This window comes from Duganella sp. CT11-25 (assembly GCF_047302815.1).
Classification (GTDB): domain Bacteria; phylum Pseudomonadota; class Gammaproteobacteria; order Burkholderiales; family Burkholderiaceae_D; genus Rugamonas.
Window position 1 is genome coordinate 3,774,577 of the sequence record NZ_JBKBFD010000001.1, and the last position, 13,096, is coordinate 3,787,672.

General features: G+C 66.9%; 6 protein-coding genes. 4 read left to right on the top strand and 2 right to left on the bottom strand.

The genetic code is table 11. From position 1 onward, the window contains the following. Nucleotides 1-49 precede the first annotated feature (49 nt). Nucleotides 50-1,903, top strand: a complete 1,854-nt coding sequence (locus tag ACEN9F_RS16210) for an autotransporter assembly complex protein TamA (protein ID WP_413421258.1) — start codon at nt 50-52, stop codon at nt 1,901-1,903. Continuing rightward, nucleotides 1,903-6,381 (top strand): translocation/assembly module TamB domain-containing protein, encoded by a 4,479-nt coding sequence (locus ACEN9F_RS16215; protein WP_413421260.1) that lies wholly within the window; start codon nt 1,903-1,905, stop codon nt 6,379-6,381. Before ACEN9F_RS16210 ends, ACEN9F_RS16215 begins: the two co-directional genes overlap by 1 nt. 115 nt (nt 6,382-6,496) lie before the next feature. Here ACEN9F_RS16215 and ACEN9F_RS16220 read toward each other — a convergent pair whose 3' ends face one another. Beyond that, on the bottom strand, nt 6,497-8,974 hold the full coding sequence (locus ACEN9F_RS16220) for a prolyl oligopeptidase family serine peptidase (protein ID WP_413421262.1): 2,478 nt from the start codon (nt 8,972-8,974) through the stop codon (nt 6,497-6,499). A 161-nt stretch (nt 8,975-9,135) separates the two neighbouring features. On the opposite strand from ACEN9F_RS16220, the gene ACEN9F_RS16225 reads away from it, so the two are divergent. After that, nucleotides 9,136-9,663 carry a hypothetical protein gene (locus ACEN9F_RS16225; protein WP_413421264.1) on the top strand — a complete coding sequence of 176 codons (528 nt, stop codon included), beginning with the start codon at nt 9,136-9,138 and terminating at the stop codon, nt 9,661-9,663. Between the two features lie 54 nt (nt 9,664-9,717). Further along, a complete protein-coding gene (locus ACEN9F_RS16230; RefSeq protein WP_413421266.1) occupies nt 9,718-10,251 on the top strand; it encodes a hypothetical protein in 534 nt (177 codons plus the stop codon). Nucleotides 10,252-10,259: 8 nt separating this feature from the next. Here the strand turns inward: ACEN9F_RS16230 and ACEN9F_RS16235 are convergent, their stop codons facing one another. Continuing rightward, complete coding sequence (locus tag ACEN9F_RS16235) at nt 10,260-13,094, bottom strand: ATP-binding protein (RefSeq protein ID WP_413421268.1); 2,835 nt, start codon at nt 13,092-13,094, stop codon at nt 10,260-10,262. Nucleotides 13,095-13,096 lie beyond the last annotated feature (2 nt).

Sequence of the window (13,096 nt, forward strand, 5' to 3'; positions counted from 1 at the left end):
CCGGTAACATGCTGCTAACGTACACTAAAGTACACCTAGATGGAGTCTCATGTTACCGGCATTGCCAGCAAAAAAACGGGCAGGATCACGAATTTTGGCACAAGTTGTGGCAAAAGTATCCGCCTGCCTCGCCACGTTCATGCTGGCGGCCGGCGCATACGCGGCCGACGGCGTCAAATACGAGGTGCGCATCGATGCCCCCGGCCCCTTGCGCGAGCTGCTGGAACAGAACCTGGACCTGGTGCGCTTTCGCGGCAACGACCGCATCGACCGCGAACAGCTGCAACGGCTGGTGCGGGTGGCGCCCGCGCAGATCAAGACCCTGGTGGCGACCGACGGCTATTACTCGCCGGTGGTCAGCGCGACCTACGACCGCGAGGCCGCCACACCGGTGGTGCAGGTCAAGGTGGAGCCGGGCGAGCCGGTACGGGTGGCTGAGGTCGACCTGGTGTTCCAGGGCTTCGCCCCCAATCCCGAGCTGCCGGCCGACCGCCAGTTCGACCTGAATGCGCTGAAAAACAATTGGCCGCTGAAGAAGGGCGCGGTGTTCCGCCAGGACGAATGGGAGTCGGCCAAGCGCGCCATCCTGCGCCAGGTGGTGCAGACGCGCTATCCGCGCGCGCAGCTGACCGAGAGCCAGGCCACGGTGGATCCGGAGGCGCACCTGGCCAACCTGCGCGTGGCGCTCGACAGCGGCCCGGAGATGCGCTTCGGCGAACTGCGCATCGAGGGCTTGAAGCGCTACCCGCCCAGCATCGTCAGCAACCTGAATCAGATCCATCCCGGCGACTACTACAGCGAGGCGGCGCTGCAATCCTATCAATCGCGCCTGCAGGACACCGGCTACTTCGCCAGCGTGGAAGTGAGCGCCGACATGAGCGCCATCCTCAACGAGCAGCTGGACGCCGCCGCCCTGACGCCGGAGCAGAACGCGGCCGCGCCGATGGCGCCGCTGCCGCTGCTGGTCAAGGTGGCCGAGAACAAGCGCAAGAACGTCAGCGCCGGCCTGGGTTACAGCACCAACACCGGCAACCGCGCGTCGCTGACGTATGACGACCTGGCGATCTTCGGCCTGCGCATGAAGAGCGCGCTGACGCTGGAGACCAAGAAGCAGACCGCCAGCAGCAATTTCTATTTTCCCGTCACGCCGGAAGGCTACAACGACAGCATAGGCGCGTCGTTCGAGCGCAGCGACATCTCGGGCGAGGTGACCAGCGTATCGAGCATCGCCGCCAAGCGCGCCTGGGGCACGCCGCTGCTGGAACGCAGCCTGACGCTGGAACTGCTGAGCGAGACCAAGACCGTCAACGGCACGCCGTCCAGCACCAGCAAGAGCTTGCCGCTGACGTATGGCGTCACCTGGCGCAAGCTGGACAACCTGCTGTTCCCGACCAAGGGCTACGCGCTCAACGCGCAACTGGGCGGCGCCGTGGCGCCGCTGCTGACCGACGAATCATTCGTGCGCGGCTACCTGCGCGGCGTGCTGTACCTGCCGCTGGGGACCAGCACGAACGCGATCTTCCGCGGCGAGGCCGGCGCGCTGGCCTCGCGCGACAAGAACGGCGTGCCGGCCGTGTACCAGTTCCGCGCCGGCGGCGACCAGTCGGTGCGCGGCTATGCCTACCAGGAGCTGGGCGTGCAGCAGGGCGACGCCACCATCGGCGGCCGTTACCTGGCCACCGCCAGCGCCGAGTACCAGTACTGGTTCAAGCCGACATGGGGCGCGGCGGTGTTCTACGACGCCGGTAACGCGGGCGACACCGTGAGCGCGCTGCATCCGAAGTCCGGCTATGGCGTCGGCGCGCGCTGGAAGAGCCCCGTGGGACCGATCAACGTCGATGTCGCCTATGGACACGCGGTGCATAAATATCGATTGCACTTCTCGCTGGGATTCACCTTCTGATGGCCGACCACAACGACACTCCTCAAGCAGCCGCACCGGCGGCGCGGCGCCGCAAGTGGCCGCGCCGCGTGCTGATTGCGCTGGCGGTGCTGGTGGCGCTGCTGGCCGGCGCGTTCTGGCTGCTGGGCCGCGAATCGACCTTGCAGCAGCTGGTGCAGCGCATCTCCAGCGCCAGCGGCGGACAGATCGCCGTCACCGGCGTCAGCGGCTCGCTGTACCACCGCATGCACATCGACAGGCTGGTGTACCGCGGCAAGGACAGCGTGGTCACGGCCGAGAACATCGACATCAACTGGTCGCCGCTGCAGTATTTCTCGGAAGGGCTGACCATCAGCGAACTGCATGCGGCCAGCCTGACGGTGCACAGCAGCGGCCCGTCGGAGCCGGCCAAGATGCCGGACTCGCTGGCGTCGCCGATCAAGCTCAGTATCTCCTCCGGACGGCTCGACAAACTGACGCTGCTGAGCGATACGGGCAGCAACGTGATCGAGCGCCTGCGCTTCAAGCTCGATGGCGACAAGCAGCGCTGGGACCTGCAGGACGCGTCCGCGCATACGGCGTTCGGCGACATCAAGGCCGACCTGACCATCGCCGGCGACAAGCCGTTCGCGCTGCAAGGCAAGGCCTCGCTGGCGCAAGGCGCCGATGGTGGCGCGCGGCTGGCGGCGCAAGCCGGCGGCAACCTGGCGCTGCTGAACCTGAAGGCGCAAGGCTCGGCCAACGGCGCCAGCGGCGAAGCCGTCGTGGCGCTGGCGCCGTTCGATCCCATCATCCTGCGCAGCATCGACCTGACCGGCCGCGATCTCGATCCCGCCGGTTTCAGCACCGGCCTGCCGCAAGCGAAGTTCAGCCTCAAGCTCAGCGCCGCCATCGCCAGGGACCAGAAGCTGTCCGGCCAATTCGCGCTGCTCAACCAGGGCAAGGCCGCAGCGCTGGACCAGGAAGGCTTGCCGCTGCAAGGCTTCAGCGGCCGCCTGGACGGCACCCTCACCGCTTCGATATTGGATAACGTCCTGCTGGATCTCGGCGCGGCGGGCAAGTTCACCGGCGGCGGCAAGGTCCAGCGCAGCGGCCCGGACGCCGGCATCGACGCCGCCGACTTCAAGCTGCACACCGACCGCATCGACCTCAAGGCCATCCACAGCAGCATCAACAAGACTGCCGTGGCCGGAGACATCTCGCTCACCAGCACGCCGAAGCAGCAGGCGCTCAGCGCCGCGCTGGTGGACAAGGGCATGCGACTCGACCTGCAAGCCACGCTGGCGGACGCGCTGCTGCGACTGCACCAGGCGCGCCTGCAAGCGAAGAAAGGCAGCATCAGCGCCACCGGCCAGCTTAGCCTGAAAGACAAGCAGGCCTTCAGCGCCAAGCTGCGCGCCGACCATTTCGATCCATCGGCACTAGGCAGCGGCTACCCGATCGCCGACCTGAATGCGGACATCACCGCCGACGGCGTCGTCGCACCGGCATGGCAGGTCGCGGCGGGCTTCCAGATCAAGGCCAGCAAATTGTTCGGCCAGCCGCTCACCGGCAACGGCAAGCTGCGCGCCGACGCCCAGCATATCAGCGGCGTCGATGCGCACCTGTCGCTGGCGCAGAACAACATCGACGCCAGCGGCAGCTTCGGCGCGCCCGGCGAGCGCCTGCAATGGAAGGTCGACGCGCGCCAGCTGTCCGCCGTCAGCGGCGACCTGCTGGGCGCGGTCGCCGCCGGCGGCGTCGTCACCGGCACCATGGCGGCGCCGCGCAGCAGCTTCGAGGCGGACGCCAAGGGCCTGGCGCTGGCCTCGGCCAAACGCCCCGCCCCGGACAGCCTGATACACGCCAGCGGCGACGTCGTGATGACCAAGGGCACGCCGGAGCTGACCATGAACGGCAGCATACAGCGCCTTAATCCCGCCGCATTCGGCGCGGCGCAGGCGGGCTCCGTCAACGCCACCTTCACCGCCGATGCACGGCTGGCGAGCGATTGGCGCGCCGGGCTGAATCTCGCGCTGCAGCCGTCCACGCTGGCCAACGCGCCGCTGTCCGGCTACGCCAGGCTCTCCGCCAGCAAGAACGAAATCAGCAACGCCGATATCGATCTGCATCTGGCGGCCAACAGCCTGCAGGCCAAGGGCAGTTTCGGCAGCGCGCTCGACAAGCTGGAGTGGAAGCTCGATGCGCCGCAACTGGGCTCGCTCGGGCCGCAGTTCGCCGGCGTGCTGCGCGCCAGCGGCACTTTGTCCGGCACCACCGTTCGGCCGGCCGTTGCGCTCACGCTCGATGGCTCCAACCTGCGCATGCCGGGCCAGCAGCAGATCGGCACGATACGCGGCAGCGCCACGCTGGGCAACACGGTCGCGATGGCGAGCGCCGGCGCGGCGGCAATCGATAGCGCCGCGGCCCGCCGCAAGGCTGCGCGTGGCGGCACCGCGACGGAATCGATGGCCGATGTGCCGCTGGTCAGCGACATCGAGATCACGCGCTACATCTCCTCCGCCCTCTCGCTCGACAAGGCGCGGCTGCAAACCAGCGGCACGCGCAGCGCGCATGTGCTGCAGGCCAGCGCCAGCAATCCCGACTTCGACGCCGCGTTGCGCGTCAAGGGCAGCTGGAGCGACGACACCTGGACCGGCGCCATCGACACGCTGCAAAACCGTGGCCGCTTCGCCCTCACGCTGGCGGCACCGGCGCCGCTCAAGCTGACGGCGCCCGACGGCACCGGCGTCGCCGGGCTGGCCAAGCCGGAGCAGATCGTCCTGGGCAACGCCACCATCAACCTGCCGCGAGGCAGCATCCGCATCGACAGCCTGGAAAAAGCCGGCGCCGCATGGCGCAGCAAGGGCCAGGCCGCCGGCGTCCCGGTCAACTACCTGGCCCAGCTCTCCGACGCCTGGCGCGACAACGTCCGCAGCAACATGACCATCGGCGCAGAATGGGGCATGAACCTGCAGGCGGCCAGCAAGACCACGCCTCCGGTCCTGGGCGGCATGGTGCACGTGTTCCGCGAACAGGGCGACCTCACCATCGTCGGCGCCGACCTGCCGCAGCCGCTCGGCCTCAGCACGCTGGATGCGCGCGCCGACGTCAACGACGGCACATTGCGCGTCCAGCTCAACGTAGACGGTACGCGGGCCGGCCAGGCCCGCATCGAAGGCAGTGCGCAACTACACGACGGCCGCCTCGCGGGCGACAGCCCCTTCACGCTGAACGGCAACGCCAATATGGGCTCGCTGGCCTGGCTGGCGCCATTGGCCGGCCAACCGGGCCTGGAAATCGACGGCACGCTCAAGCTGGCCGTCAACGGCAGCGGCACCATCGGTGCGCCGCAGCTGAACGGCGACATCACCGGCGACAAGCTGGTGGTCAACTGGGTCGACCAGGGCATCAAGCTGCGCAACGGCCAGTTGCAGGCGCGCCTGACCGGCGACCAGCTGCAGCTGCAAAAACTGGCCTTCGACGGCACTCAGGGCCATGCACAGGCCGACGGCTGGATACGCTACGCCGGCAATGAGGCGACCATGCAGCTCAAGCTGGCGGCCGACAAGCTGGAAGTGCTGTCGCGGCCGGACCGCATCCTGGTGGTCAGCGGCCAGAGCACGCTGACGCGCGACGCCAAGCGCTTCGCGCTGGACGGCAAGTTCCGCGCCGACCGCGCCAACATCGAACTGGCCGGCGCCGACACGCCGACGCTCAGCGACGACGTGGTCATCGTCGGCAAGGGTGCGCCGCCGGTCAAGGCCGCGCAAGGCATGCCACTGAACGTCGATGTGGAGGCCGACCTGGGCGACAACTTCACGCTCAAGGGCAAGGGGCTGGACGCGCAACTGGCCGGCGCGCTGCGCATCCGCATCGCCGACCGCCGGCCGCCGCGCGTCAACGGCAGCATCCGCGTGGTCAGCGGCACCTATGCGGCGTATGGACAGAAGCTGGCGATCGACCGCGGCGTGATCAACTTCACCGGCGCCTACGACAACCCCGGCCTGAACATCCTCGCGGTGCGCCGCCGCCCCGAAGGCGAGGCGCTGAGCGAAACCAATGTGGAAGCGGGCGTGGAAGTGCGTGGCACCGCGCTGGCGCCGTCGGCCAAGCTGGTCTCGACGCCGTCGGTGTCGGACAGCGACAAGCTGGCGTGGCTGGTGCTGGGGCATGGCATCGACAACACGGCGGGCAATGACATGGCGCTGCTCAGCACCGCGGCGGGCGCGCTGTTCGGCGGCGGCCAGGGCAAGCTGGCCAGCGCGCTGGGCGTGGATGAACTGGGCGTGAGCCAGGCCGCCGGCAGCACCGCCGGTGCGGCGACCGGTTTGCAGACCACGGTGGTCACGGTGGGCAAGCGGATTTCGTCGCGCGCCTACCTGAGTTTTGAACAGGGTGCGGGCACGGCGACCAGCCTGGTCAAGCTCAAATACAAGCTGAACCCGCGCATCACGCTGCAGTTCCAGACCGGCACCAACAACGCGCTGGACGTGCTGTACACCTGGGCGTTCGACTAGCTGGGATTATGGTCCGGCACCGGATCGTCCTGCGGCACCGGATGCGGCGCATCCGGCGGCGATGGATCGTCGACCGGCTTGGGATCGGGGGCGCGGTGGGAGGTGTTCATGGCGATCACTCCGGTGGATGGCTTACCGACATTGTAGCGTGCCTGACGTATTTATCCAGCCACGCATTGGTCTCGTACAGCATGTGCAGGATCGACTCGCGCGCGCGGTAGGCGTGCGATTCGTTCGGCAGCATCACCAGCCGCGCCGTGCCGCCCAGCCCCTTGATCGCCTGGAACATGCGCTCGCTCTGCAAGGGGAAAGTTCCCGAGTTGCTGTCCTGCTCACCATGGATCAACAGCATCGCATCCTTGATCTTGTCGGCGTTATTGAACGGCGACATCGCCTGGTACACCGCCTGCGCCTGCCAATACTGCCGCTCCTCGGACTGGAAGCCGAACGGCGTCAGCGTGCGGTTGTACGCGCCGCTGCGCGCGATCCCGGCGCGGAACAGGCGCGTATGCGCCAGCAGGTTCCCCGTCATGAAGGCGCCGTAGGAATGCCCGCCGATCGCGATCCGATGCCGGTCCGCGACGCCGCGCCGCACCACCTCGTCCACCGCCGCCTCGGCATCGGCCACCAGCTGCGGCAGATAGGTATCGTTCGGCTCATCCTCGCCGCTGCCGATGATCGGGAACGACGGATTGTCCAGCACCGCATAGCCCATCGCCAGGAAGGCCGCCGGCCCCCAGTAGCTGACCGAGTTGAACCGGTACGGCGATCCCGTGGTCTGGCTGGCCGCGTTGGCCGACTTGAACTCCTGCGGGTACGCCCACATCAGCAAAGGCAGGCGGCCGTCGCGCGCCGGGTCGTACCCCGGCGGCAGCATCAGCGTGGCCGTCAGCTCGATGCCGTCGTGGCGCGGATAGCGGATCTGCTCCTTCCGCACATCCTTCAACTGCGGCGTCGGATGCGGATAGTCGGTCAGCGCGCGCAGCTGACTGTGCTCCGGCTGCGCCAGGTCGCGCAGATAGTAGTTCGGCCGCTCGGTCGGCGATTCGCGCGTCGTCAGCAGCAGCGTGCCCTCGTCGTTGAGCACCGCCGCGACGTTTTCAAAATACGGCGCCTGGCTCTGGAACAAGCGCTCCTTCTGCCCGGTGGTCAGGCTCAGGCGGTCGATGAAGGGCCGGTCGCCTTCCGGCGTGGCGCCGGCGCCGTCCAGCAGGATCGTCGTGCCGGGGCCGATCAGCAGGCGCGGGAAGCCGCTGGCGTCGGCGCGCATCACCGGCGAGCCGGGACTGCTGTAGCGGTCCTCGTACGAACCGGCGTAGATCAGCTCCGGCGGCGTCGACAAATGCCCCGGCGCGATCATCCACTGCTTGTAGTCGCGCGTCTTGTGCCAGCGCTCGTTGATCAGCGCGACATCTTCCCTGCCCCAGGCGATGCCCGCATAGCGCATCGTCAGCCGCGCCAGCACCAGCGGCGGTTCGGCGAACGGCGCCGCATGCAGGTAGACCAGGTCGCGGATGCCGTCGATCACCGGACGCGCGGGATCGCCGCCGTCCTGCGCCTCGGTCCACACCAGGCTGGCCGGCGCGTCGGCGCGCCACGACACATGGCGCACGCCTTCCGACACCGCGTCGTTCCCCGGCGGCAGGCCCTCTTCCAGCGGCAGCGTGGCCACCGTGTGCAGCACCTTGCCGTCGAAGTCGCGCACGTCGACCCGCTCGCCGAAGCTGGACGCCGGCACGATGTACGAATACGGCCGCGTGATGCTTTGCGTGAGCAGGTAGGCGCCGCCCGGCGCCACCGAGGTGCGCGAAAACTGGTCCGGCGCGCCGATAGGCCGCGCCTTGCCGTGCAGGTCGAGCAGCACCATCTGCACCGTGACGTAGTACTCGAACAGGCGCGCGTCGTCCTCGTTCTTCAGCAGGTCCTGGTAGGTGCGCAGCTGGCGCACATTGCCGCCCGGCTCGCTGTCCTGCTGGATCGGACCGGACGGAATCCCGGTCGACAGCGGCGGCTTGCCGATGCCGGCAGGACGCCAGTGCACCAGCAGCCCGCTGCTGTCCGGCAGCCAGTTGAAGCCGCGCGTGAGCACCGCCGACAAGGGCTGGGCCGACAGCTTGCCGGCCTTGCGCGACGCGATATCGACCAGCCACAGTTCCACCGCGCCGCGCTCGCCCTTGAAGCTCATGTGCGTGAACGCCAGGTGACGCTGGTCCGGCGACCAGCTCAGGTCCGCCAGGCGCAGGTTGCGCGGCAGGCCGCGCAGGCGGATCTGCTTGCGGGTGGCGATCTCCATCAGGCTGAGATCGGTGCCGAACGAAAAGCGCGACGAGGAACAGGTGCGCGGATTGATGCGCAGGCCGGCCAGTTTCAGCTCCGGCTGCGCCACCTCGGCGATGCCGGGCAGCGGCGGCGTTTGCACCACGGCGACCAGGTTGCGTTGGGGGCTCAGGCTAAGGGCAGGCGCACGCGGCGCGTCGACGATGGCTTGCAGGGCGGCGGGCGGGAGACGGTATCCGCCCTCCTGCGCGCCGGCCTGCGGCGAGGCCGCCATCAGGCCAAGATTCAGGGGCAGCATCGGTAACGGTTTGTTCATGGATATCCTTTCGGTCCAGAAGCGGGGCTGCTGCGGTTCAGTTTGCTTATGCTATCCGTGATTGTCAATCAATGCCGCTTATTCCGTGACATTCTGTAACGCTGCGGTCTGGCGTACAATCGCTGTTCTTTGAATTCCGCCGTTTTGGACAGATTATGGAAATGACCACTCTCACACTGCTGTTGCTGGTGCCGCTGGCGGTGTGGCGTATCTATTCGCGCCTGAAGCGCATGATGACCCGGACCAAGTCCGAACTGTGGCGCCACTATGCTACCGCCGTGGTCACCATCGGCGTCGTGCTGTTTCTGGTGGTCAAGCTGCTGGGCAACTGGCCGGCCTTCGGCGCGTTGCTCGCCGGCACCGTCGTCGGCGTGATCCTGGGCCATCGCAACATGAAGCTGACCCGCCTGGAAAACCGGCCGGACGGTTTTTTCTACACGCCGAACCGCAATCTGGGCCTGCTGGTGGTGATGTTGTTCATCAGCCGCCTGATCTACCGCCTGTTCGAGGCATATTTGCATATGCACAACCAGATCCCGCTGGATCCCGACTTCCTGGGCAATCCGGTCAGCTCGGTGCTGTTCGGCCTGCTGGGCGGCTTCTACGGCGCCTATTCCTGCCTGCTGATCCAGTGGCGCCGCACACAAAAGCCGGTGCCGCGTCCGATAGACATCTTCGATATAAAATAAGCCGCATTTGGTGGTATGCTGGGTATATCCATACGGCAACTAAAGTGCGCTTCCATGAATACGTCCATTTACGACAAGACCGTTAAAGGCAGGGAAGAGATCGCGACCCGCAAGTACCAGCTTGCCCCGCGTTTGCGCACCCTGTTGGTGTTGGTGGACGGCAACAAGCCGGAAGAGGAACTGCTGCGCAATGTGGCGGGCCTGGGCTTGACGGCGAGCGCCATGCAGGAGCTGCTGGCGCAGGAGTTTATCGTGCTGGCGACCAGCTACGCCGCGCTGCCGGAACCGGTGGCGGCGCCAGCGCCGGTGGCCGAACCGGCACCGGTCGAAACGACCAGCGTTCCCACCGTGTCGCAAGTCCAGCAGTTTCAATCGGTTTATGATTTCTACAACAAGACCATCAAGAGCACCATGGGCCTGCGCGGCTTCACCCTGCAGCTGAAGGTGGAAAAAGCCGGCTCGGTCGACGAGCTGCGCGAACTGCGCGATCCCTACCTGGAAGCGGTGCAGAAGGCCAAGGGCCGCGACACCGCGATCCAGCTCGCCCAGCAACTGGATCATCTGCTGGGCGGCGACTCGGCCGCCTAGGCCGCTTCTCAGGCCGCCTTCTCGGCGACCTCCACCGGACGGCGCTGCAGCACGAAGATGGGCGCGGCCCACTCCGTATCCTTCTTCTTTTTACTCGTGATGAGCGTCAGTTCGGAAGGATCGTAGACGTCGGTGTTGTGCGTCAGCGGCGTCGTCATCAGGTACTGCGCCTCGGTGTTCTTCAGGAACTCGCCGACCAGCTGGATGTTGCGGATATCCAGGTGGGCGAACGGTTCGTCGATGAACACGAAACCGCCGGAACCGTCTTCCGACTTCAGCAGGCCGATCAGCAGCACCAGCGACTTCATCACCTGCTGGCCGCCGGACGCTTCGCCGTCGTTCATGCCGATGATGCCCTTGCCGTCGAACTTGAAGCGCACGTGCAGGCCCGCCTGCGACAGCTGCGTATCGTCGTTCTCCAGGCGCACCGGATCGGAGTGCACCTCGATGCCCGCCAGCTCGCCCAGCTCCTTGATGTTCTTGGAGTAGGTCTTGATGGTGTAGCGCAGCCGCTCGATGTAGGCGCCGCGCGCGTTGCCGGTCGCTTCGATCGCGCGGTTGTTCTGGTAGCGGCGCTCTTCGGTTTCCGACTGGCGGCCGTGCAGCTGGTCGTTCAGGCGCTGGTACTGGTCGATCACGGTGGCGTCCAGTTCCCAGTCGCTGCGGGCCAGGCTGGCTTCGAGCGAGTGGATGCGCAGCACCACCTGGTGCGAGTTCTGATGCTCCTTCACCAGCGCCGAACGGCGCGCCGGACGGCGCCAGCTCTTCGGCAGGTGGCGCCAGGTCTTGCGCAGCGCCAGCAAGGCGGTCGCGTGATCGCCGCGCTGCTCGATCTGGCGCTTGTTATTCAGGCGCAAGCCCGCTTCCGCCTCGGACAAGGCGAAGCGCGCGTTCTGCCAGGTCGTGTCGGCGCGGGTGCGCGTGACGACGGCGTTCTTGATCAGCGTCTGCAGCTCGCCCAGGCGCGAACCGACTTCGGTACGCTCTTCCTTCAACGGCACGGCGTTGCGCGCCGCCTCGTCGAATTCCTCCTGGCGCGCGGCCAGTTCCTTGGCGGCGTCGACGCCGGCCAGGCGCGTCTTCAGCGAACTGATTTCCGTCGCCAGCTTCGACACGATCAAGGTCAGGCCGTCTTCCTGCGCTTCCAGCGCCGGCAGCGATTTCTGGATCGCTTCCATACGCTGCGTGCGGCCGGCGGAGCCGAAGCGGTAGCGCGACACTTCGACGAACAGCGAGCGGCCGCCGCGGCGTTCGCGGTGGTAGGCTTCCGGCGTGATCCACTCTTCGTGGCTGCCCAGCTTCGCGCCGGCGTCGACGGTGTCCACGCGGGTGATGCGCGACAGCTGCTCCACCAGCCAGGACGGCACCTTGGCCGAGAACTTCACCACCGACATCAAGGAGTCGTCCTTGACCGACGGCGCATGCACCAGGTCCGGCACGATGAAGTGGCGATAGCGTTCCTTCTCCGCCAGGCGGTAGGCCGCCGAGGCGTCGGACGATTTATCCAGCAGCACCACCGAGGCATAGCCGCCCAGCACGCCTTCGATCGCGCCCTGCCAGCGCGCATCGGTCACTTCGACGATGTCGGACAGCATGGCGTGGCCGATGCCGGCGTCGTTCAGCGCGCGGCGCATGGTGCGCTGGGCTTCCGGTTCCGGCATCGCGGTCTTGCCCTGCAAGGCGGCGATGGTCGACAGCTCGCCGGCGATCTTGGCCGCGACGGCATCGCGCGCCTGGCGCTGGCGCGCCAGTTCGATTTCTTTTTCCTGCAGCTGGCGCGCCACTTCGGCCAGGTCCTCGCCGGAGTCGGCGGCCAGCTTTTGCAGGCGCGCCTTCTGTTCCAGCAGGCTGTCCAGCGGCTTGAGTTTGCCGTTGATGTGCGTCAGGCGCGTTTGCAGCGACGTCGATTCCTGCTCCAGCACCGTCTCGTGCTGCTGCGCGTCGGTCAGCGCCTTGGCTTGCGCGGCCAGCGCGTTGCGCTTGTCGGTCAGCTGCTGGTCGGCCTGCATCAGCGGCTTGCGCGCCTCGCGCAGCTGGCGGCTGATGTTGGCGTGCTTCTCGCGCGCCTCGTTGTACTCCAGCGTCGGCAGCACTTCTTCCTGCAGGTTGCGGCGTTCCTTGTTCAGGTCTTCCCACTGGTGGTAGTTGGCCACGCGCAGGCGCAAGCCCTCCAGGTTGGTCTTGGAGGCTTCCAGCTCGGACTCGAAGCGTTTCAGTTCGACTTCGGTGTCGCGCTGGTGGCGCTTGGCTTCGTCGTAGGCGTCCAGCACTTCCTTGTCGCCGAAGACCTGGAACACCAGGTCCAGCAACTGGCGCGGCGCGTATTCGCACAGCTTGTCGGTTTCGCCCTGCTCCAGCGCCAGCACTTTCGCCATCGCCGGCGACAGGCCGGCGTTGGCCAGGCGCTTGCGGTAGTTCTCGACGCCGAGCCAGTCGTTGCCGGCTTCGCCGATGTCTTCGATCTGCACGTTACCGGGACGCATCAGGTACTGGCGCTTCCAGTCGCCGCCGTTCTTCTGGATCTGGCAGAACAGCGTGACCTCGTCGTCGCTGAAGAAGCCGGAGCTGCGGAACGGACGGTTGGACAGCTGCTTGCCGACGTTCTTGTTGTCGACCACGGCGCGCAGCCAGGCGGTCTGCTGGCCGCTGTGGCGCGCGTAGTGCTTGTAGGTGCGGCCCATCGAGCAATCGAGGCCGAACAGCGTGCGCAGCGCGTCCAGCAAGGTGGTCTTGCCGGAGCCGTTCTGGCCCGCGATGGTGATGATCTTGGCGTCCAGCGGGATGTTCTTGATGCGCTGCCAGTAATCCCAGTGGACCAGCTCTAACGATTTGATGTGAAACATGG